Genomic DNA, 22,384 nt, shown 5'->3' with positions numbered 1-22,384 from the left:
CCATTCATGTTCGAACGCCTTATCCAGTTCGCCATCGAGCAACGCCTGGTGGTGATGCTCGCCGTGGTGCTGATGGCCGCCGTGGGCATCCACAGCTACCAGAAACTGCCCATCGACGCCGTGCCCGACATCACCAACGTGCAGGTGCAGATCAACACCGCCGCGCCCGGCTATTCACCGCTGGAAACCGAGCAACGCATCACCTTCGCCATCGAGACCGCCATGGCCGGCCTGCCGGGCCTCAAGCAGACCCGTTCGCTGTCGCGCTCGGGGCTGTCGCAGGTGACGGTGATCTTCGATGACGGTACCGACATCTTCTTTGCCCGCCAGCTGGTCAACGAGCGCCTGCAGGTGGCTCGCGAGCAGTTGCCCGAGGGTATCGAGGCGGCCATGGGGCCGATCTCCACCGGCCTTGGCGAGATCTTCCTGTGGACGGTCGAGGCCAAGGAGGGCGCGCTAAAAGATGACGGCACGCCCTATACCGCCACCGACCTGCGGGTGATCCAGGACTGGATCATCAAGCCGCAGCTGCGCAACGTACCGGGCGTGGCCGAGGTGAACAGCATCGGCGGCCATGCCAAGCAGTACCTGATCGCTCCCGAACCCAAGCGCCTGGCGGCCTACAAGCTGACCCTCAACGACCTGGTCGCGGCGCTCGAGCGCAACAACGCCAACGTCGGCGCCGGCTACATCGAACGCAACGGCGAGCAGTTGCTGATCCGCGCCCCGGGCCAGGTGGCCTCGGCCGAGGACATCGCCAATATCGTCATCTCCAGCGTCGATGGCACGCCGATTCGCGTCAGTCATGTGGCCCAGGTCGGCCTGGGCCAGGAACTGCGCTCGGGCGCTGCCACCGAGAATGGCCGCGAGGTGGTGCTGGGCACGGTGTTCATGCTGATCGGCGAGAACAGCCGCACGGTGTCCCAGGCGGTGGCGGCCAAGCTCGAGGAGATCAACCGCAGCCTGCCCAAGGGTGTGGTGGCGATCACCGTCTATGACCGCACCAACCTGGTGGAAAAAGCCATCGCCACGGTGAAGAAGAACCTCATCGAAGGCGCGATCCTGGTCATCGCCGTATTGTTCCTGTTCCTGGGCAACATTCGCGCGGCACTGATCACCGCCATGGTAATCCCGCTGTCGATGCTGTTCACCTTCACCGGCATGTTCAGCAACAAGGTCAGCGCCAACCTGATGAGCCTGGGTGCGCTGGACTTCGGCATCATCGTCGACGGCGCGGTGGTGATCGTCGAGAACGCCATCCGCCGCCTGGCCCATGCTCAGCAGCATCATGGCCGCATGCTGACCCGTTCCGAGCGCTTCCACGAAGTGTTCGCCGCCGCCCGCGAGGCGCGCCGCCCGCTGATCTACGGGCAACTGATCATCATGGTGGTGTACCTGCCGATCTTTGCCCTGACCGGGGTCGAGGGCAAGATGTTCCATCCCATGGCCTTCACCGTGGTGATGGCGCTGCTGGGGGCGATGATCCTCTCGGTGACCTTCGTGCCGGCAGCCCTGGCGCTGTTCGTCACCGGCAAGGTGAAGGAAGAGGAGGGCGTGGTCATGCGCACCGCCCGCCGTCGCTATGCCCCGGTGCTGGACTGGGTGCTGGGCCGACGCAACCTGGCCTTCGCCGGCGCCGCCACCCTTGTGCTGTTGTCCGGCGTGCTGGCCAGCCGCATGGGCAGTGAGTTCATCCCCAGCCTCAGCGAGGGTGATTTCGCCCTGCAGGCCCTGCGCGTGCCGGGCACCAGCCTGTCGCAATCGGTGGACATGCAGCAGCGCCTGGAGAAGACCATCATCGCCCAGGTGCCGGAAGTCGAGCGGGTGTTCGCCCGTACCGGCACCGCCGAGATCGCCTCCGACCCGATGCCACCGAACATCTCCGATGCCTACGTGATGCTCAAGCCCCGCGAGCAATGGCAGGACCCGGGCAAGCCGCGCGATGAGCTGATCGCCGAGGTGCAGCGCGCCGCCGCCAGCGTGCCGGGCAGCAACTACGAGCTGTCGCAGCCGATCCAGCTGCGCTTCAACGAGCTGATCTCCGGGGTGCGCAGCGATGTCGCGGTGAAGGTGTTCGGCGACGACATGGAGGTGCTCAACCGCACCGCCGCGCAGATCGCCGCCAGCCTGCAGCAGGTGCCGGGCGCCTCCGAGGTGAAGGTCGAGCAGACCACCGGCCTACCGGTGCTGACCATCGATATCGACCGTGACAAGGCGGCCCGTTACGGCCTGAATGTGGGCGACGTGCAGGACGCCATCGCCATCGCCGTGGGCGGTCGCACTGCCGGCACCCTCTATGAAGGCGATCGCCGTTTCGACATGGTGGTGCGCCTGTCGGAGGCGCTGCGAACCGATGTCGACGGTTTGTCCAGCCTGCTGATCCCGGTACCGGCCAGCGCCGCCGCCGGTGCTTCGCAGATTGGTTTCATCCCGCTGTCGCAAGTGGCCACCCTGAACCTGCAACTGGGCCCCAACCAGGTCAGCCGCGAGGATGGCAAGCGCGTGGTGGTGGTCAGCGCCAACGTGCGCGGGCGTGACCTCGGTTCGTTCGTCGAACAGGCCTCGCAGACGCTGATCGACCAGGTGCAGATACCGCCGGGCTACTGGACCCGCTGGGGTGGCCAGTTCGAGCAGCTGCAGTCAGCGGCCGAGCGCCTGCGGGTGGTGGTGCCGGTTTCGCTGCTGCTGGTCATGGCCTTGCTGCTGATGATGTTCAACAACCTCAAGGATGGCCTGCTGGTGTTCACCGGCATCCCCTTCGCACTGACCGGTGGGGTGCTGGCGCTGTGGCTGCGGGATATCCCGCTGTCGATCTCGGCGGGGGTGGGCTTTATCGCGTTGTCGGGCGTGGCGGTGCTCAACGGCCTGGTGATGATTGCCTTCATTCGTAACCTGCGTGAGGAAGGTCGAGGCCTGCGCGCCGCGGTGGAGGAGGGCGCGCTGACCCGCCTGCGGCCGGTGCTGATGACCGCGCTGGTGGCGTCGCTGGGGTTCATTCCCATGGCCCTGGCCACGGGCACCGGCGCCGAGGTGCAGCGGCCGCTGGCGACGGTGGTGATCGGCGGAATCCTGTCGTCGACGGCGCTGACCTTGCTGGTGTTGCCTGCCCTGTATCAGTGGGCGCATCGGCGGGATGAGGACAACCAGGCAGAAGGTATGTAACGCTATCTCCTGTAGGAGCGGCCTTGTGCCGCGAAAGGGCCGCGCAGCGGCCCCAGATTTCAGCATTTATGTAACAATCGCCGGGGCCGCTTTGCGGCCCTTTCGCGGCACAAGGCCGCTCCTACAGGTATCTGCGCAGCCAGTGATCCAGACTCAACCTGCCAGCCCCCTTCAACAGCAACGGCAGCAACGCCACCAGGTAGATCAGCGGCAGTTTGAAGTTGCCGAAGCCCTGGTCGGTGATCGCATACCCCCGCCCCAGTTCCGCCAGGCTCGACCACTGGCTCGGCCAGTGCACCGCGGCTATCGCCACCACCGTCACCACCATCAGCACCGCCGAGGCCAGCCGGGTACCGAGCCCCAGCAGCAGGAGCAGCGGGCAGATCAATTCGGCCCACATCGACAGCTGCCAGTTGAGGTCCGCCGGCAGCAGGTCGAACGGGAACGGAAAACTGCCTTGCAGGTCGGCGAACCAGTTGGCGCCGTTGAACTTCTCCAGGCCCGATTCGAAGAACTCCCAGGCCAGGAACAGGCGTAGCGGCAGGTCGGCGCTCCAGTTGCCGGTGTGATCAAGGGCGTTGAACAGCTTCCATTCAGCAAACAGTGGCAGGGCTTTCATGGGCAGGCTTCCCGGTGTAGGCGGCAACGGCGGGGTGCCGTCGCGCTGTTGTGGCCGGGAGTGTGCAGGGCGGGGGTATCGGCAGTGTGTCGGGGGCGATGGGGTTATGTATCGCTGTGTAGCGAGGCTCAGCGATTGCTGGTCAGGCGCTGTTGCGCCGCCGCGCAGCCGTTGATGTCCACCGCCTTCTGCAGGAAGGCCTGGCGCTGGCGGGGGTCGAGCTCACCGAGCAGCCGGTAGATCTCGGCCTGGTAGTCGCGCTGGCGCCCCCACTGCATTTGCAGGCCCTGCGGGCGGGTGCGGCTGCACGCCAGGCGGGTGGCCGGCTGTGGGTAGTAGGCGGCGTACAGGGTGGCCATGCTGGGCACCGCCTCCAGGGCCTCGCGGTAGGCGGGGCTGGCATTGTAGGGCGAACACCAGTGGGCGATGGCCAGCGCGGGCGGGGCGAAGCCTTGCTTGAGGCTGGCCTCCAGCAACGGACAGGCGGCTTCGGCGATCTGTCCTGCCGGCAGATAGGTGGTGTAGTACAGCGCCAGGCGGTACTGCGCCACCGGGTGGCCGAGGGCCACCGACCTCTTCAGCAGGGCCACCGCCGTTGGCAGCGTGTGAGCCATCGCCTGGCCTTGGCGGCTGAGCTCGGGGTCGCCGCCGGCGGTGCGCAGCGGGCTGGCGCCGTCGTCCTGGCTGTCAGCCTGCTCGAGCAGCGGCAACGCCTGGCGATAGAGCAGGTCGGCATGGGGGTCGATGTTCACGTCCAGGGCCTGGGCGCCTGTGGCGGCCAGCAGCAACGGCAACGACGCGACCAGACAGGCGCGGGGACGGGCCAGAAGCGAGGGGACGGCAGGAATGGTCATGGCGGTTACGCGGTTGCCTCGGGCAAATCAGGAGCGACGACGGCCTATTCTATCCATCCGCGTGCGTTCCCCGAAAGCCCGGCGTGCGGCCATCAGACCAGCTTGATCGGCGCGACCTTGCGCAGGGCCTGTCTTTCCTGGGCTAACCCCAGCTTGGCGGTGATCACCTTGGCCAGCGTGTTGTTACCCAAATCATTGAAGTGCAGGCGGTCGACGAACAGGTGCTCGGCGAACACCGGCGAACTGCTGAGCATGCTGTTCATGTCGTAGCAGGGGACCGGGTCGGCCTGGCTCTTGATGCGACGGAAGAAGGCCATGTGCAACTGGCTGTCGAAGGTGTCGCCGAGCAAACGGTCGAAATTCGACGGCTGACGCTCAAGCTTGCCGAGCATGGCCTGTTCCGCCTTGGGCAATGCCTCGCGGCACCAGGGCAGCAGCGGCTGCAGGATGAAGGTGAGGGTGGTGTGGCCGTCTGCCAGCAGGCGGTCCCATTGGCGCAGGGTGCGGCCCACGGCATCGGCGGCGCGGATCAGGCGCTTGTCCGGACTCGATAGCGGTTCCACCTGTGGCCAGTGTGCTTCCCGGGCCGGCGCCAGGAGCTGGCCCAGGCGTTGCCAGAATGATTCGCGGCGCGCTTCGCCTGGCGTTTGCACGCCTTCGTTGAAGCGGTTGAGGAAATCCTGGTAGGCCTGCGCCCGGTGCGGGTCCTGTGCGCCGGACAACACCTCGGCGAGGGCCTCCTGGGCCAGCGTGTTCAGGCCGCTGAGCACCACCACGTGACCGATCTGGCCAAAACGGTGCTGATGGGTGAGGAACATCAGCAGTTCCTGGGTGGCGTTCAGGCCGCAACCGGCAAGGCTCAGCCAGATCTCGCCGGTCAGCACCGACAGGTACGAGGCCACGGTGTGCTCGTCGGAACTGGCGCCGATGCCCATGGCGGTGGAGCCGCCCACCAACAGGTTGACCCGCGCCGCGCCACCGCGCTCGGCCACCGAGAAGCGCTTGCCGGCGCAATGGCTGTAGCGCATGCCCAGGGCATCGGTGTTGATGGTGCCGGAGCGATAGCCGCGCTCGTGCACGTATAGCGTGTGCGGCGCGCGGCGGCTGCCCAACTGCAGGAAGCGCTGGTAGTCCTGCGCCAGGGGGTCGGGCGTGCCCATGCTGCCGGTGGCGGCGGGGTCGATCGGGGTCATGGGCGCTCCTTCTTTTGGGGGTTGGCTCAGGCGGCCAGCTCCTTGAGGTTGTAGGCCAGGCCGACGCCGGCGATCAGCAGCAGGGCGACCCCCGAGGCCAGGCTGATCACACGGTTGCTGCGCGGCGAGGCGATCTTGCCGATGGCGAAGATGTACAGGCTGAGCACGGCGAAATCGATGGCGATCCACAGCAGCGACAGCACCACCATGCTCTTGCCGAACGACTCGGTGATCTGGATGAACTGTGGGAAGAAGGCGATGAAGAAGATGATGTCCTTGGGGTTGGAGATGCCGACCATGAAGCCCTGCAACAGGCCGCCACGACCCGGCTGCGCGCTGGCCGATGGCTGCGGGGCACTGTCGACCGGTGCTTGCAGCGCCTCGCGCAGGGTGCCAAGGGCGATGTAGCCGATGAACAGGCAGCCCAGCAGGCTCATGCCGCTGAGCCAGGCCTTGTCGATGGCCGCGCTGGTCAGGATGATCCAGGCGGCCGCGCCGATCAGCACCAGTGACGCCCAGTTGGTGCCAACCGCGGTGAACAGGGCCTTGCGCGAGCCCGAGGCGGCGGCGGTGTTGACGATCAGGGCCACCACCGGGCCGGGCGTGGCGATCAGCAGCAGGACGGTGAGGGCGTAGGTGGCGGTCAGTGCGGTATTCACGATCAGTTCTCGGTGAGGGTTGCAGCGGTTGCATGGGCATGGAACGGGCAGCGCGCCGGGCTCGGCGAGCCGGGCTCCTGCAGTTGGTACTGCTTCCATTCGAAGTTGTCGTCCTGGCCAAAGAAGCCCAGGGTGTCGGGCATCACCCCGTCGTTGTAGTGGCGCACCCGTTCGCGGATGCGTGCGCGGATGCGCTGGCCGCTTTCGGTGCTGGCGCTGGCGACCTCGTCGAAGCTTTCCCGCGGGTTGATGACGAAGGCGATGTGCCGGCCCAGGTTGCGGCTTTTCATCAAGCGGTGGGCGGGGAAGCTCATGTTGATGAACAGCGGCATGCCGGCGAAGCAGAACGACCAGCGCGTGTCGTGCGGGTCCTGCGGGACCTCTTCGGGCCAGGGCTGCGGGTCGCGTGCATGGACCTGGTTCAGCACATCCCAGGCCAGTGTCTGTTGCGCCTGCAGCGTTGTGTCGGGCGCCGTCTCGAGGAACACCAGCAGCGGGTTGCCGATGCGCTGCTTGAGCGGAATCGGCTCGATGGTGCGGATGTAGTCACCCAGGCCCCGGGCAATATCGTCGGCCAGCCGTTCGGCACGGGCGAAGACGATGTGGCAGGTGCGCGCGTTGACCGCCTTGCGTCCGAACAGGCACGGGAAGTCGGGGTTGGCGAGGGTTTCCTTGAAGTGTTCTATGGTCTTGTGCGTCCAGTGGTGGCGGTTCTGGACATGTTCATCGGCGAGCTCCAGCGCATCCAGGCGGTAGCAGTTTCCATAACCCGTAAACATGATTTCCCCAGGCATATCCGTATGCAGTGTTTAGTAGGACTTCTCGTTCAATAGATCGTTTTCATTACAACTCGGCAGGTTTGCTATATTTAATTGTTATTTACCGGCATTTTCCGAGATGGTTCCCGCGTTGTAAAACGCCTGGATCTATGACCTACTATTAGCTTCACTCATGCTCTGGAAGGCGCCATGTCGGAACGGATTCAAGCCTTGCACGCCTTGCGCGCCTTCGAAGTGGCCTCGCGTTACGGCTCCTTTACCCGCGCGGCCCAGGAGCTGGCCCTGACCCAGGGCGCGGTCAGCCACCACATCAAGACCCTCGAAGCCCTGTTCGGCTGCGACCTGTTCGAACGCCGCGGCCCCAAGCTGCGCCTGACCGAGCACGGCCGGCTGCTGGCCCAGGAGCTCAAGGTCGGTTTCAAGATTATCGAAAACGCCTGCGCGCTGCTGCGCCAGGACCGCTATGGCGTGCGCCTCAAGGCACCTTCCACGCTTACCGTGCGCTGGCTGCTTCGGGCTCTGGACGGCTTCAAGCGGGTCGACAACAGCTGCTCGGTGCAGTTGTCGAGCGTGTGGATGGACATCGACGCGGTGGACTTCTATTCCGAACCCTATGACTGCGCCATCCTGCTCGGCAACGGGCGCTTTGCGGCAGACGTGGAGAGCCTGAAGCTGTTCGATGAATGGCTGATCCCGGTGTGCCACCCGAGCTACCTCGAGCAGGCCCGGCCGGAGCTGTCGGTGCTCTCCAGCTGTGAATTCCTCCACCCCTCGCCGGACCGGCGTGACTGGCGGCGCTGGCTGGCGCGCATGGACGCGCTGGACATCAGCATCGACCAGGGCCAGGTGTTCGATACCCTCGACCAAGGCATCTCGGCCGCCCAGCAGGGGCTGGGCATCTCGGTGGTCGACCTGGTGCTGGCCAGCGCCGACCTGGCCGCGGGCAACCTGGTCACGCCGTTCCCCCACGCGGTGGCCACTGGCGATGGCTACTACATGACCTGGCTCAAGGCCAGCCCCAAGGCCCACCAGATGCACAAGCTGCGCGACTACCTGGTGGCGCAGGTGCCGGGGTTGTCGCACAAGGACATCAGCTACCTGTACGGCTGAGGTCGGTGGCCGGCAGCACCCGTTCGAGCATGAAGTCGATGAACACCCGCAGCTTGGGCGGCATCTGCCGCCCCGATGGCCACAGCAGGTAGAAGCTGCCGCGCCGCTCCATGAAACTTTCGAGCACGCTCACCAGTCTGCCGGCCGCCAGTTCCTTGCGCACGCTGAAGTCCGGCAGGCAGGTGATGCCGCGGTGGTTGAGGGCAAAACAGATGCGCGTCTCGACATGGTTGCAGACCATCGAGATGGGGATCGTGTAGTCCTGCTCGGGGTGCTCCCGGCGCAGCGGCCAGGTTTCCAGCTTGCCGCTGCTGGGGAAGCGGTAGTGCAGGCAGCTGTGCCCGGCCAGTTCGCGGGGATGCTGCGGCGTGCCGCGCTCGCGCAGGTATTCGGGGGAGGCCACCAGGCGATGCTGGAAGTGCCCGAGGAACTTGGCGTTGAGCCGCGAGTCCAGCGGCTGGCCACCGCGCATCACCACGTCGAAGCCCTCGCCGACGATATCCACCATGCGGTCGCTGAAGTCCAGGTCCAGTTCGATCTCGGGGTAGCGCGCCATGAACTCGGCCAGCGCCGGCATCACCAGCCCGGTCACCTGCGGCAGGCTGACCCGCAGGCGCCCGCGGGGCGCGCCGCTGGCCTGGGAGAGTTCCTGCTCGGTGGCTTCGATCTCGGCGAGGATGCGCCGGCTGCGTTCGAGGAACAGTGTGCCCTCGGCGGTCAGGGTGATGCTCCGCGTGCTGCGGTGGAACAGGCGCACGCCCAGGCGTTCCTCCAGCCGTGCCACGCGCTTGCCCACGGCGGACGCACTGATCCCCAGCGACTGGCCGGCGGCGACGAAACTGCGGGTTTCGGCGACCCGGTTGAAGACCATGAAACCGCTGAGGCTGTCCATGTTGCACTCCGATTGCGGACATCGATGTCCTGACTGATCGGAATTGTACCCGGCTTTTTCCGCAATACCCCAGCGGCGCACCATGCCTGCCTTGATCGATAGCCGGAGACAACCATGCATTCACCTTCCCCGACGGCGAGCGTCGCCGCATCCCCCGCCAGCGCCGCACGCCTGCCCCTGAGCGGCCTGCTGGCCCTGGCCCTGACCGGCTTCATCGCCATCCTCAGCGAAACCTTGCCGGCCGGCCTGCTCGACCAGATCGCCGACGGCATGCAGATCAGCCAGGCCATGGCAGGGCAGTGGGTCACGGCCTATGCCCTGGGCTCGCTGCTCACCGCCATTCCACTGGTGACCCTGACCCAGGGCTGGTGGCGGCGCCGCGCGCTGTTGCTGGCCATCGCTGGCTTCATTCTGTTCAATGGCCTCACCGCACTGTCCTCTGACAACACCCTGACATTGTGCCTGCGCTTTCTCACGGGCGCCGCCGCCGGCCTGGCCTGGGGCCTGATCGCCGGCCATGCGCGGCGCATGGTGGCGCCGGCCCAGCAGGGCAAGGCCATGGCGGTGGCGATGCTCGGGCAACCCATCGCGCTGTCGCTGGGCCTGCCTATCGGCACCTGGCTCGGCGCCTGGTTGGGTTGGCGCGCGGCCTTCGTGGTGGTCACGGTCGCGGCGTTGCTGCTGACCGTCTGGGTGGTGCGGGCGGTGCCGGATTTCCCCGGCCAGGCCGCCGGCAAGCGCCCCGCGGCGCTGGCGGTGCTGCGCACGCCGGGCGTGGCGCGGGTGTTGCTGGTGATCCTGGCGTGGATCCTCGGCCACAACATCCTCTACACCTACATCGTGCCGCTGCTGGCGACGGCGGGCATGGCGGCCGAGGTGGGCCAGGTGCTGATGACCTTCGGCCTGGCCTCGCTGGCCGGCATCGTGCTGGTGGGCCTGGGTGTCGACCGTCATCTGCGCGGGCTGGTGTTGCTGTGCCTGGCCGGGTTCGCCCTGGCGACCCTGGCCTTGGGGCAGGCGCAGGGCGCTGCCTGGCTGGTGCATGTCAGCGTGGCGCTGTGGGGGATGACCTACGGCGGTGCGCCGACGCTGTTGCAGACCGCCTGCGCCGATGCGGCGGGCGAGGGCGGCGATGTGGCGCAGTCGATGCTGGTGACGGTGTGGAACAGCGCGATCGCCCTGGGCGGGATCATTGGCGGGCTGCTGCTGGTCGGCGCCGGGGTCGGGTCGTTTGGCGCGGTGGTGCTGGGGCTGGTGGCGCTGGCGTGGCTGCTGGTGTTGAGCGGGCGGCGGACCGGGTTCGTCGCGGGCGCACGTTAGCCCGGGGGAACGCAAGCGTGTAGGAGCGGCCTTGTGCCGCGAAAGGGCCGCGAAGCGGCCCCGGCGATCTTCCATCAACACTGAGATCCTGGGGCTGCTACGCAGCCCTTTCGCGGCACAAGGCCGCTCCTACAAGGGGCAGGGCATGGCTGGGCGTGGGAGCGGGCTTGCCCCGCGATAGGGCCAGGCCTGCAAACACCCCTTTATGCCAGGAGGAACGGTACAATCCGCCTATATCAGAAAAGCCGCGATCCGAGGTCCCCGCAGTGCCGTTGCAACAAGGCTTCGTCCTGACCCGCCACTGGCATGACACGCCCGAAGGCACCTGCGTGGAGTTCTGGCTGGCCACCGACCAGGGCCCACGGCGCCTGCGCCTGGCCGCGCAGCCCTCGGTGGCGTTCATTCCCGCGGCCCAGGCTGCCCACGCCCGGGCGCTGCTGGCCGACGAACAGGGCGTCGAACTCAAGCCGCTGCAACTGCGCGACTTTGACCTGCGTCCGGTGATGGGCCTGTACTGCCGCCAGCACCGCCAGCTGATCGCCCTTGAAAAGCGCCTGCGCACCGCCGGCGTCGAGGTATTCGAAGCCGACATCCGCCCCCCGGAGCGCTACCTGATGGAGCGCTTCATCACCGCCCCGGTGCTTTTCGATGGCCGCCCCGACAGCCAGGGCGTCCTGCACGATGCCCAGCTCAAGCCCGACCCGGACTACCGCCCGCCGTTGCGCCTGGTGTCGCTGGACATCGAGACCAGCGAACGCGGCGAGCTCTACAGCATCGCCCTGGAAGGCTGCGGCCAGCGCCAGGTCTACATGCTTGGCCCGGCCAACGGCGAGGCGGGCGAGCTGGACTTCGACCTGCATTACTGCGCCGATCGCGCCGAGCTGATTGTCTGCCTCAACCAGTGGCTGGCCCGCCACGACCCCGATGCGATCATCGGCTGGAACCTGGTGCAGTTCGACCTGCGCCTGCTGCACGAGCACGCCCAACGCCTCAATGTGCCGCTGTGCCTGGGCCGCGACGGCGCGCCGATGCACCTGCGCGAGCACGGCAGCCGCAGCCACTTCTTCGCCGAGGCCCCCGGCCGATTGCTGATCGACGGCATCGAGGCCTTGCGCTCGGCGACCTGGAGCTTCCCCTCGTTCAGCCTGGAGAGCGTCGCGCAGCAGTTGCTGGGCGAGGGCAAGGCCATCGATACACCGTACCAGCGCATGGACGAGATCAACCGCCGCTTCGCCGAGGACAAGCCGGCCCTGGCCCGCTACAACCTCAAGGACTGCGAACTGGTGACGCGGATCTTCGCCCATACCCGCATGCTGGACTTCCTCCTCGAACGCGCCTCGGTCACCGGCCTGGCCGTGGACCGCAGCGGCGGGTCGGTGGCCGCGTTCTGCCACCTGTACATCCCGTACATGCACCGCCTGGGCTATGTCGCGCCGAACCTCGTCGGCGGCGAGGGCGAGGCCAGCCCGGGCGGTTTCGTCATGGACTCACGGCCCGGGCTGTACGACTCGGTGCTGGTGCTTGACTACAAGAGCCTGTACCCCTCGATCATCCGCACCTTCCTGATCGACCCGGTGGGCCTGGTCGAGGGCCTGCGCCAGCCGGATGACGCGCACTCGGTGGAGGGCTTTCGCGGTGGCCGTTTCTCGCGCAGCCAGCATTGCCTGCCGGCCATCGTCGAGCGTGTCTGGCAGGGGCGCGAGGCGGCCAAGCGCGCAGGCAACGCGGCGCTTTCGCAGGCACTGAAGATCATCATGAACGCCTTCTACGGCGTGCTCGGCTCCAGTGGCTGCCGCTTCTTCGACCCGCGCCTGGCCTCGTCGATCACCATGCGCGGGCACCAGATCATGCGCCAGACCCGGGCGCTGATCGAGGCGCGGGGCTTTGATGTGATCTATGGCGACACCGACTCCACCTTCGTCTGGCTCAAGGACGCCCACGACGAGGACGCCGCAGCGCGCATTGGCCGCGAACTGGTGGCCGAGGTCAACCAGTGGTGGCAGCGGCACCTGGCCGACACCCTGGGCCTGGAAAGCGCCCTGGAGCTGCAGTACGAAATCCACTACCGGCGTTTTCTCATGCCGACCATCCGTGGTACCGACGAGGGCAGCAAGAAACGCTACGCCGGTCTGGTGCGCCGCGCCGATGGCAGCGAGGAGATGGTCTACAAGGGCCTGGAGTCGGTGCGCACCGACTGGTCGCCGCTGGCTCGCCAGTTTCAGCAGGAACTCTATGGCCGGGTGTTCCGGGGCCAGCCGTACCGGGACTACGTGCGCGGCTACGTCGAACGCACGCTGGCCGGTGAGCAGGATGAACTGCTGATCTACCGCAAGCGCTTGCGCAGGCCGTTGGCCGACTACCAGCGAAACGTCCCGCCGCATGTGCGTGCGGCAAGGTTGGCGGACGAGTACAACAGCCGTCTCGGGCGGCCCCTGCAGTACCAGCGCGGCGGCTGGATCAGCTACCTGATCACCACCGCCGGCCCGCAGCCGCTGGAGGACCTGCAGGCGCCGATCGACTACCAGCACTACCTCAGCCGCCAGCTGCAGCCGGTGGCGGATGCCATCCTGCCGTTCGTCAACGATGACTTCACCCGTCTGACTGATCGGCAACTGCTGCTGTTCTGAGTGGGTGGTAGCTATCTAATCATTGCTAGCGTCTCGCTTTGCCTAGCCTCGGGCCTCCACGCACTATGGAGGTCAGCATGCAGAGCAGTAACCAGCAGCCATCGGTTGCAGTCGATAGCCTGGCCGTGGCCCAGGCCTACCAGGACCAACTGATCGCCAAACGGCTGCTAGCCTGGGTCACGCGGTTGAGCGAGTCCGAGTTCACGCTGCTCGGTGATGCCCTGCGCAGGCTCCTGGACTGCGAGCAAAAGCTTTCGGCCGCGTTTGCCCGGATCAGGCATATCGATGTCTTCAGCAAGCCATTGCTGCAACAGGCGCTCCAAGCTCACGGCAATCTTGACCCCGCGGCTATGTACTTTCGGCGCTGGTATGTCTATGAGGCAAACACGGTCAGCTACCTGGCAGGTCGTGTGCTCGTTCCGGACAGCGACTACTACGATATGCCGGTGCTGGAGTCCGCGTTCTACAACTTCACTGAATCCGAGTGTTGGCAACAGCCTCGGCGCAATGCCGTGGTCGATGGCAAAGGCGTTCGTCAGCCGGGGCTGTCCGCGTTGACCCTGGCCAGACTGTGTCGAGCGCTAGACATGGGGCAGCAGTATCAGGATCACCTGGATTCGGTTCTGCTTGCAGGCACCGACGCATACAGTGTCAAGACACTGCTGGCGCAGTTCCTGCGCAGCAGCATGCTTGCCGACGCCTTGCAGGCCAAGGCGCAGGGAGGGCTGAGCGAGGCCGAGCTGCAATTGGTGATCGGGCTGTGTCGGGATGACAAGCTTGGCAGTCTGGAGGGTGCGCCGGTCCATGCCCGGCAACTGAAGATCTTCGGTTGCCCGGTGCAGCGTGTCGTTGTGCTGGATGTCATCGATGAGGGGTGGGTCTTCAATACCAGCAAGCGAGTGCTGGTGTACGTGCCGGGCGACCCACTGGGCGCCTGGAGCGTCAGTGACGATCTTGAGGAGTATGCGCGTCGCGTGCTGGGGCAGCGACTGCGCAAGGATGACTACCGTCGTTTCTTCAGCCGTTTCGTGCGCCGTCGTGACAGCCACCGGGTCTTTACGGCGGTCAGCGAGCGCCTGGATGACGTGGCGGGCTGGGCGACCCGCGATCTCGATGAGCAGACCACAGGCTACCGGCTGCCGCTGTTCGAGCATCTGGCGCAGGCCTGGATTGCACAGATCAAGGACGATGCCGCAATGATCGCCCCGCCCGTGGCGCAACTGGACCGTCAGGTGCAGGCCGAACACGACAGGCGCCTGCGCTCCGAAGGCTGGATGTTGCTGACCGTGGCCGGCCTGTTTGTGCCATTGCTTGGCGCGGCGGTGGCGGCGCTGATGGTCTACGAGTTGCTGCGCGAGTCCTTTCAAGCCATCGACGACTGGCGCAACGACGAGCGTGATGCCGCCCTCGAACACTGGCTGAACGTTGGCAAGGGCGTGGTGACGCTGGCGGCGACTGCCGCAACCGTCACCGTGGTTCGCCGCGGCTGGAGCAAAGTGGACCGTTTGGTCTTGGCGCGGCTGGACGATGGCAGTGAAAAGCTGTGGAACGGTGACCTGCAGCCCTACCGCGACGAAGGGCCGCCGAGCGACGCGGTCATCGACGAGCAGGGTATCCACCGGCATCGAGCGAGCCGCTGGGTCGAGATGCAGGGGCACTGGTATCGGGTCGGCCAGGACCGTGCTGGCCAGCCTTGGCGACTATTGCCTTATCGCGGACACCGCCCGCAGCTGCGTCACAACGATGCCGGGGCTTGGCGGCTCTGGCACGAGCAACCGGCCGAGTGGAGCGGTTCGCACATGATGTTTCGCCGGCTGGGCAGGCCGTTCAGTTCGCTCGATGAACAGCAGATCGACCAGGTCATGGCCATTCACGATTTGCAGGAAGATCACCTGCGGGCCTTGCATGTCTATGGCCGGCGCCCGGATGCGGCAGTGACCGATACGGCCAGCCGCATCCTGCTGGCCAGCCGCATCGGGGAACTGGCTCAGCAGTTGCGCAGTGGCGCGGCCGTCACCGACGCCACGTTGCTTCGGCGCGCACGCGGTCTGCCTGGGGCAAAGGGGCAGGACGGTCAGTCCCTGGCCGATGTGGTATGGCGTCAGCGCCGTGTCCTGCTGCAGCAATGGTATGACTCGGATTTTCCCGATACCGAAGCCAGTTCGATCCTGCGCGGCAGTTTCGCCAGTCTGCACCGTCTGGCGGCAGATGAAGTCTGGCGTACGGCCAGTGCCGATGACCAGGCTGCATTGTTGGATACGCGGCGGGTGCCGTTGTCCATGGCCCAGTCGGCCAGGCGCCAGGTCATGGGCATCCGTATGGCGCGCGTGTACGAGGCGCTGCTATTCGATACGCCGCAGACACTGGACCTCGGACGGGTCGTCCTGAATCTGCTCGGCCGATTGCAGGGGGCTGCGACCAGGCCCGGCTGGCGGCTGTACGATGGCGATGCAGACCAGCCGTTGGTGAGCATCGCGGGGCGTGGAACACCTTTCGATCTGATCCACCGCAATGGCGTGTTCAGCTGTCGTGTGGCAGGCGCTGAGCCCTTGGCGACCGAGGGCGAGCTTTTCGACATCCTGGGCAAAGCCTACGGTAATGAGCAGTGGGCCTCGCTGGGTCTTGACGAACCCCATGCGCCCGCATTGCGCGCACGACTGGCGGCGGATGCCGGCAGCCTGCGGACCCTGATCGCGACCTGGCTGGGCGCGGATCAGCCAAACGGTGCGTTTCTGGCCCCGTTGCCGCTTGGTGACGGCAGGGTAGGCTATCCGTTGAGCGGTGGCAGATTCTGGGCGACCATGGGTCAGCGCCCGCCGCGGGCCCTTCAGGCACGGCTGCGAGACCTCTATCCGGCGTTCAGCGACGAGCAGATCGGGCGATGGCTTCAAGGAGAGGACGCACAGGCGCGCCTGGACGCGTTGGAGCAACAATACAACGTACTGAACAACCACCTGAACCTGTGGGTTCGAGGTGCATTTCCCACATTCGAACTGTTGGCCCGGCGTGCCTTTCGCAAGGGTCTGATCGACTGCTGGCGCTGGTTGGTACCGGAACTGGAAGGCGGCCTGGCGGAGTCGCAACGCTACATGTTGTTCCAGGTCCGCAGTCGGCTGCAGCGCTTGCCGAGCATCCCGTCGTCCGTCAGCTTCCCCCATATCTCGATTCTCGGGCTGCATGACATGCGCCTGGAGTCGATTCCGGATGACTTTCTGCGGGCATTTCCCAATTTGCGCAGCCTGGAGATCACCCACTGTCGGCTCAGGCGCCTGCCCCTGCCGGAAACCCTCACTGGGCAGCTGGAGGTGCTCGACCTGTCGGGCAACCAGATCGCCCTGGATGAGGGGCAAACCCTGGTCCTGGCCAGCTGCCAGTCGCTGGTGTATCTCAACCTCTCGTTCAATCCACTGGGCAGGAGTTTTTCGGTCTTCGGCATGCCCAGGCTCAATGCCTTGCACCTTCAAGCCAGCCAGCTGGACACCTTTCCCTACGGCGTCATGGACAGCCCGGAGCTGCACACACTGGACCTCAGGGACAACGCGCTTTACGACTTGCCTGAGGATTTTCACCAGTCGAATCTGTGGCGGGTGGGCAGGGTGAACCTGCGTGGCAACCTGTTCGCCGCAGCGCCGGAGTCTTTGAGTCGATGGCATTGGCTGGAAGCCAGTCGCGTGCCTTACCGCCTGCGTTGGCTGGATGTCGTGCCGGTCGAAAGGCGTGACGAGATGTCTGCCCTGTGGACGCAACTGGAAACGGAACAGGGTTCTGCCGACTTTTTCAATACGCTGGCCGCGCTGACTTCATCGGGTAACTTCAAGTCGGCGCCATTGGCCAGGAACTTCGCGGTGCGCCTGTTGGACATGTTCGAATTCATGAGCCGAGACCCTGTGCTCAAGCGGGAGTTGTTCGACAACGCAGCCGTGACTGATTGCCAGGACAACGCAACGATTCGCTTCACAGACCTCGAACTGCGTGTACGGGTGTGGCGGGCGCGACACAGCGAACTGGCACGTCAGCCGGAACAGGCGCTGCTGCACCTGGGTGGGCAGCTCTGGCGGATGAACGTGCTGGATCAGTTCGCGGCTGAGCATGCGCTCAGGGCGGGCGCGAGCAGCGAGTCGATCGAGTTCGCGCTGGCCTATCGCATTGCGTTGCGCAGCAAGCTCGACCTGCCGATCCAGCAGGATGACATGCTCTATTTTGGCATTCCCAACCTCACTCCCTGGGACCTGCACAATGCCACGCATGCGGTCATCGCCGAGCAATCGGCGAACAACCTGGCCCAGTACCTGGCCAGGCAACCATACTGGCAGGACTACTTGCGGGCCAACTACGCCCGCAGGCTCAGGGTGCCATCAGGTATGCATGAAGAGCTTCAGCGGCTCATGGAACTTGGCGACAGGGACCAGGAGATCGCGCGCCTGCATATCGACAACCAGCAACGGGAGCATGAGGTGATGCTGCAGTTGACCCGCGAAGCCATGGGCCGGGCCAGGACAATATCGCTGGGCGCTTCATGAGCAAACTGGAATGCGTGAAGGTGGTAATTAGCTAGCGCCAGGCAAGCCGATGCGTCGGATAGGCTCCTATACCTTTGCGAGCCGGAGCAACGACATGGACAGCGCAGTCAAAAGGTCAGCAGGAAGCATTGATACGCTGGCCATGGAGCAGGCCTACCAGGACCAACTGATCGCCCGGCGCCTGCCGCCGTGGCTGAGTGGCCTGAACCCGGCACAGTTCGCCGTGCTGGGCGAGGCGCTCAAGACCAGCCTGCGCTGTCGTCAGGGATTGAGCATGGCGCTGACGCGGATCCAGGCTATCGACCAGTTTGCCAGGCCGCTGTTGCAGCAAGCGCTGGGCGACCGCCATGGTGTCGTCCAGCCCGTCGATGACTTGTCTTTTCGCCGACAGTATTTCCACTTTGCCAACGAACCTGGCCTGATTGCCGGCCGCTATCCACTTCAGGGGTCGAGTAACTACGAGATCCCTTTGCTCGAAGCGGCCCTGTGCAACTTCACGGCGCAAGAAGCTGGCGCCAACGGACAGCCGCGGCACAGTGCGGTGGTCGACGAAGCGGGGCAGGTCCTGTCTGGCGTGGACGCCAAGGGCTTTGCCAGCTTGTGTCGGACGCTCGACCTGGGCGCACAGTATCAACGCCATCTCGACGAAGTGCTGGGGTCGGATGTCGCCGGGCAGAACGTCAAGGTGCTGCTCAGGCAATCACAGCAAGCCAACCTGCTGATCGATGCCTGCAAGGCCAGGGTCGAAGGCGTGCTGAGTGATGCCGAACTGGCCTTGATCATTGGCCTCTATCACGATGGGAAACCGGGCACGCTTGCCGGTGCCCCGGTGATCGCCAAACAGATGAAAGCATTCGGTTGCGAGCTGCAGCAGATCGTCGTGCTGGATGTGATCGACAAGGGCTGGTTGCGCGATACCAGCAAGCGCGTGCTGGTGTACATCCCAGACGACCCCCACGGCCCCTGGAGTGCCCGTGACGACCTGGAGGACTTTGCCCGGCGAGTGCTGGGCAAGCGCCTGCGCAAGGTCGAATACCAGCGCTTCTTCGCACGCTTTGTGCGCAGGCGTGACTGCCAGGTGTTCTTCTCAAGTGTCCAGCAGCGTGTGGGTAATCTGGCCGACTGGGCAACCCGGGACCTCGACGAGCATATGCACGCCTACTCTGGCGCATTGTTCGAGCATCTGGCCAGCGCCCGTATCGCCCAGATCAAGGACGACGCCGCGATGATCGCGCCACCCGTGGCCCGGCTTGATCGGGCGTTGCAGGCCGAGCACGACAAGCGCCTGGCGGCCGAAGGCTGGACCTTGCTTGGCCTGGCCGGTTTGTTCATACCCCAGGTCGGTATCGCGTTGCTGGCGGTGATGGCCTGGGATCTGTTGAAGGAGACCTTCCAGGCCGTCGAGGACTGGCGCGAAGGCGACACCAATGCCGCCCTGGATCACCTGTTGACGGTAGGCAAGAGTACCGCGCTGGTTGGGGCGACGGTGGCCGGGGTGGTGGTGCTGCGTCGAGCCTGGAGCCTGGTGGACGAACTGCTGCCGGCACGGCTGGAGGATGGCAGCGAGAAACTGTGGAGCGGCGACCTCACGCCCTTTCGCAGTGACGCGCCGCCTGCCGCCGCGCAAGTGGACGAGCAGGGCGTCTATCAGTTGGGCAACCAGCGCTGGATCCGCATGGAGGGGCACTACTACCCGGTGCGTCTGCGGGCGAGTGACGAGCAATGGCAGTTGTGCCCGCACCAGGGCCACGGGCCATTGCTGCGCCATAACGACGCTGGCGCCTGGCGGCTGTGGAGCGAGTCGCCGAGCGAGTGGGATAACCGACACAGGATGTTTCGCCGGTTGGGCGGTGCGTTCGAGCGCCTGGACGATGCGCAGGTAGACCAGGCCATGGCGATCCATGGGATGGATGCCGGACAACTGCGAGGTTTGCACGTGTATGGCAGGGCAGCGCAGGCGGAGTTGACCGATACGGTGGCGCGCATGGAGCTGGCCGAGCGGATCCGGGAGGTGACAACTCAACTGCGTGCAGGCGCCCAGGTGGTTGACCTGGCGGTGCTGGAAAAGGCCAGAGGCCTGCCGGGAGCCGGGGAGATGAGCGACCAGGCGTTGGCCGGGCAACTGTGGCACGACCGCCGGATCGTGTTCCGACAGCTGTACGATGAGCAGAATGTCGATACCGAGTCCACCCAGCTTTTGCGACGGGACTTCGCCAGCCTGCATCGGCCGGCCGCGCAGACCTTGCTGCGCGAGGCCAGCGACAGCGACCGGCAACGGCTGCTCGATGAGCGCCGGGTACCAGTGGCAATGGCCCTGGCGGCCAGCACCCGGGTTCGGCGCATTCGCCTGGCCAGGGTGCTGGAGGCGTTGACCTTCGATACCCCGCAGAACCTCGATCTGGCCAGGGTGGTCCTGGCGCTGCTCGAAAAGATGCCTGGCGCGGCCACCGCACCGGCCTGGCGGCTTTACGATGGCGCCGCCAGCGAGCCATTGCTCAGCACCTCGGGCACGGGGCGAGAGCTGCAACTGGTGCATCGCACCGGTGTCTTCCAGCTTGCCGACCACGACGGCGCGGCCATCGACCAGCCGGGTGAGCTGTTCGCGGTGCTGGCACAGGGTTACGACGCTGGTCAGCGGGCGGCGATGGGTATTGCTGAGCCGTTCGCCGAGTCCCTGCAGGCGGCGCTGGCCCGGCAGGCGTTGCAGCAACGTCAGTCCGTCGCGAGCGTACTGGGCCTGGATCGCGCACCGGTTTCGTTCATGGCCCCGCAACGGCTCGAGGACGGTCGCCTCGGTTATCCACTCAGCGGCTGGCGCCGCTGGTTGGGCATCAGCAACAACCGGCCGCGCGCATTGACGGCCAGACTGCGCGATCTGTATCCGGCGTACAGCGATACCCAGCTCCAGCAATGGCTCGAACAATTGCAGCAGAGCGGCCGGGATGCCGATACCACGCTGGGTGAACTGGAACAGCAGCATGCCCTGCTGCAGGAGACACTGACCACCTGGAAGCGCAAAGCGTTCGCTACGAGCGAATGGGAGGCGCGACGCGACCTGGGGCGCGGGTTGATGGACTGCTGGCGGTTCCTGGTTCCCGAGCAGGCCAATGGTGCGCTGCCGACCGGAGGCTACCTGCTGACCCAGACCCGCAGCCGCCTGCGGCAACTGCCGAGCCTACCTGCCCAGGTCAGTTTTCCCCATGTGTCGAGCCTGGCGCTGAGGGCCATGCGGCTGCGTGAGGTCCCGGACGCGTTCCTGCGGGCCTTCCCCAACTTGCGCACACTGGAGATTACCCACTGCAAGCTGCAGCAGTTGCCGTCAGCGCTCAACGAGCAGCTTGAAGTGCTCGACCTGTCCGGCAACCGCATCACCCTGGATGCCGAGCAAGAACGGATCCTGGCCAACTGCAGGGCGCTGATCTACCTGAACCTGTCGCACAACCCGCTGCGCAGGTCGTTTTCCGTCCGTGGCATGCCGCGCCTGAATGCCTTGTTGCTCAGCCGCACCGAGGCGACCGCCTTGCCCGACGGCGCACTGCAGGCCCCGCGCCTGCATACCCTGGACCTCAGTGACAACGGCATCGAGGTACTGCCCGAGGGCTTGCATCAGTCACCCCTGTGGCGCGAGGGCAGGGTAAGGTTGTTCGGCAATCTGCTGGCCGCGAATGCGGACGCGGTGAACACCTGGCACCCTGTCTCTCAGACCCGGGTGCCCTATCAGTTGCGCTGGCTCGACCTGGTAGGCGGGGACGTGCGCGATGACATGGCCGCGGTCTGGGTTCAGCTGGAGAGTGAGGTGAATTCCGCGGAATTCTTCAACCTGCTGGCCGAACTCACCGACTCCGCTGACTTTCACAGCGAGTTTGGCGCCCGCTACCTGGGCGCCCGGCTGTTGCGCATGCTGCAAGCGATGCAGGAGAGCCCGGCGTTGCGCGAGGAACTGTTCGCCAATTCGGCGGTGACCCGCTGCGAAGACAGCGCGACGTTCCGCTTCAGCGATCTGGAGGTACGCCTGAAGGTCTGGCAGGCCGAGCAGGGCACGCTGCCGGGCCAGCGCGAACAGGCCCTGCTGCACCTGGGCGGCCAGCTCTGGCGCCTGCAGCGACTCGACGAACTGGCCTGGACCCACGCCGAACTCATGCCCACCGCGGGCGTGGAGTCACTGGAGGTGGCGCTGGCCTATCGGATCGACCTGCGCGACGAGCTGGACCTGCCGGTCGAGCTCAGCAACATGCTCTACCGTGGCGTGGCCAACCTCAAACCGGCAGACCTCGCCTGGGCGCGCAACTGGATCCGGGCGGCGCAGACCGAGAATGCGATCAGCGAGTGGATGGTGGGCCTGCGTTTCTGGCGGCAATACCTGGAAACGACCTTTGCCGAACGCCTGCGGGTTCCCCAGGCCGACCACGACACCCTGGACGACCTGCTGGCCCTGGATGCCCCGGAGGAGGCAATTGACCGTCTGCATGCACGGTTCCTGCGGCGCGAGCACGACACCCTGGTGGCGCTGACCCGCGAGGCGCTGGCCAGGAACGCGCTTAGCTGGCAGGTGCCGCTGCATTGACGGGCCTCACGGGCGCGGGCATTGAACTATGCTCAGCTCAGCCGTAGACGGTTTCCGGGAGGCAACGGCCAGTCAGGATGGATCC

At 65.8% G+C, this 22,384-nt stretch carries 12 protein-coding genes; 6 read left to right on the top strand and 6 right to left on the bottom strand.

Annotated features, from left to right (window positions below; all coding sequences use genetic code 11):
- Positions 1-6 precede the first annotated feature (6 nt).
- Complete coding sequence (locus NMG10_RS08000) at positions 7-3,162, top strand: efflux RND transporter permease subunit (protein ID WP_254464131.1); 3,156 nt, start codon at positions 7-9, stop codon at positions 3,160-3,162.
- A gap of 121 nt (positions 3,163-3,283) precedes the next feature.
- On the opposite strand, the gene NMG10_RS07995 is transcribed toward NMG10_RS08000, so the two are convergent.
- The 5 genes from NMG10_RS07995 to NMG10_RS07975 all read right to left on the bottom strand — a co-directional run bounded on the left by NMG10_RS07995 (position 3,284) and on the right by NMG10_RS07975 (position 7,266).
- A complete protein-coding gene (locus NMG10_RS07995) occupies positions 3,284-3,781 on the bottom strand; it encodes a DoxX family protein (protein WP_203652368.1) in 498 nt (165 codons plus the stop codon).
- 128 nt (positions 3,782-3,909) lie between these two features.
- Positions 3,910-4,635, bottom strand: a complete 726-nt coding sequence (locus tag NMG10_RS07990) for a sel1 repeat family protein (protein WP_203652369.1) — start codon at positions 4,633-4,635, stop codon at positions 3,910-3,912.
- Between the two features lie 92 nt (positions 4,636-4,727).
- Complete coding sequence (locus NMG10_RS07985; protein WP_232855541.1) at positions 4,728-5,828, bottom strand: hypothetical protein; 1,101 nt, start codon at positions 5,826-5,828, stop codon at positions 4,728-4,730.
- Positions 5,829-5,854: 26 nt separating this feature from the next.
- Complete coding sequence (locus tag NMG10_RS07980) at positions 5,855-6,487, bottom strand: LysE family translocator (protein WP_232855540.1); 633 nt, start codon at positions 6,485-6,487, stop codon at positions 5,855-5,857.
- A gap of 2 nt (positions 6,488-6,489) precedes the next feature.
- On the bottom strand, positions 6,490-7,266 hold the full coding sequence (locus tag NMG10_RS07975) for a YqcI/YcgG family protein (protein WP_203652370.1): 777 nt from the start codon (positions 7,264-7,266) through the stop codon (positions 6,490-6,492).
- A 189-nt stretch (positions 7,267-7,455) separates the two neighbouring features.
- Between NMG10_RS07975 and NMG10_RS07970 the strand changes: the two genes are divergently transcribed.
- Positions 7,456-8,376 (top strand): LysR substrate-binding domain-containing protein, encoded by a 921-nt coding sequence (locus NMG10_RS07970; protein WP_203652371.1) that lies wholly within the window; start codon positions 7,456-7,458, stop codon positions 8,374-8,376.
- On the opposite strand, the gene NMG10_RS07965 is transcribed toward NMG10_RS07970, so the two are convergent.
- Complete coding sequence (locus NMG10_RS07965; protein WP_203652372.1) at positions 8,357-9,268, bottom strand: LysR family transcriptional regulator; 912 nt, start codon at positions 9,266-9,268, stop codon at positions 8,357-8,359. The genes NMG10_RS07970 and NMG10_RS07965 overlap by 20 nt on opposite strands.
- 114 nt (positions 9,269-9,382) lie before the next feature.
- Between NMG10_RS07965 and NMG10_RS07960 the strand changes: the two genes are divergently transcribed.
- From NMG10_RS07960 to NMG10_RS07945, 4 genes are all read left to right on the top strand, one after another.
- A complete protein-coding gene (locus NMG10_RS07960; protein WP_254464130.1) occupies positions 9,383-10,588 on the top strand; it encodes an MFS transporter in 1,206 nt (401 codons plus the stop codon).
- A 266-nt stretch (positions 10,589-10,854) separates the two neighbouring features.
- Positions 10,855-13,215, top strand: coding sequence for a DNA polymerase II (locus NMG10_RS07955; RefSeq protein WP_254464129.1), 2,361 nt, complete (start codon positions 10,855-10,857; stop codon positions 13,213-13,215).
- Between the two features lie 77 nt (positions 13,216-13,292).
- Positions 13,293-17,735: an NEL-type E3 ubiquitin ligase domain-containing protein gene (locus NMG10_RS07950; RefSeq protein WP_254464128.1), complete on the top strand. Its 4,443-nt coding sequence runs from the start codon at positions 13,293-13,295 to the stop codon at positions 17,733-17,735.
- A 94-nt stretch (positions 17,736-17,829) separates the two neighbouring features.
- Positions 17,830-22,299, top strand: a complete 4,470-nt coding sequence (locus NMG10_RS07945; RefSeq protein WP_254464127.1) for an NEL-type E3 ubiquitin ligase domain-containing protein — start codon at positions 17,830-17,832, stop codon at positions 22,297-22,299.
- The last annotated feature ends 85 nt before the right edge of the window (positions 22,300-22,384 follow it).

The sequence above is a fragment of the Pseudomonas sp. DVZ6 genome (genome assembly GCF_024259445.1).
In the GTDB taxonomy this organism is placed as follows: Bacteria; Pseudomonadota; Gammaproteobacteria; order Pseudomonadales; family Pseudomonadaceae; genus Aquipseudomonas; species Aquipseudomonas peradeniyensis.
The sequence above is the reverse complement of the archived record's forward strand: the minus strand, read 5'-3'. Positions and strand labels throughout refer to the sequence as shown.

Bases quoted from the DNA above. Each gene is read 5' to 3' on its own strand.
- NMG10_RS08000 (WP_254464131.1), top strand. From the start codon at position 7: ATGTTCGAACGCCTTATCCAGTTCGCCATCGAGCAACGCCTGGTGGTG.
- NMG10_RS07995 (WP_203652368.1), bottom strand. From the start codon at position 3,781: ATGAAAGCCCTGCCACTGTTTGCTGAATGGAAGCTGTTCAACGCCCTT.
- NMG10_RS07990 (WP_203652369.1), bottom strand. From the start codon at position 4,635: ATGACCATTCCTGCCGTCCCCTCGCTTCTGGCCCGTCCCCGCGCCTGT.
- NMG10_RS07985 (WP_232855541.1), bottom strand. From the start codon at position 5,828: ATGACCCCGATCGACCCCGCCGCCACCGGCAGCATGGGCACGCCCGAC.
- NMG10_RS07975 (WP_203652370.1), bottom strand. From the start codon at position 7,266: ATGTTTACGGGTTATGGAAACTGCTACCGCCTGGATGCGCTGGAGCTC.
- NMG10_RS07970 (WP_203652371.1), top strand. From the start codon at position 7,456: ATGTCGGAACGGATTCAAGCCTTGCACGCCTTGCGCGCCTTCGAAGTG.
- NMG10_RS07965 (WP_203652372.1), bottom strand. From the start codon at position 9,268: ATGGACAGCCTCAGCGGTTTCATGGTCTTCAACCGGGTCGCCGAAACC.
- NMG10_RS07960 (WP_254464130.1), top strand. From the start codon at position 9,383: ATGCATTCACCTTCCCCGACGGCGAGCGTCGCCGCATCCCCCGCCAGC.
- NMG10_RS07950 (WP_254464128.1), top strand. From the start codon at position 13,293: ATGCAGAGCAGTAACCAGCAGCCATCGGTTGCAGTCGATAGCCTGGCC.
- NMG10_RS07945 (WP_254464127.1), top strand. From the start codon at position 17,830: ATGGACAGCGCAGTCAAAAGGTCAGCAGGAAGCATTGATACGCTGGCC.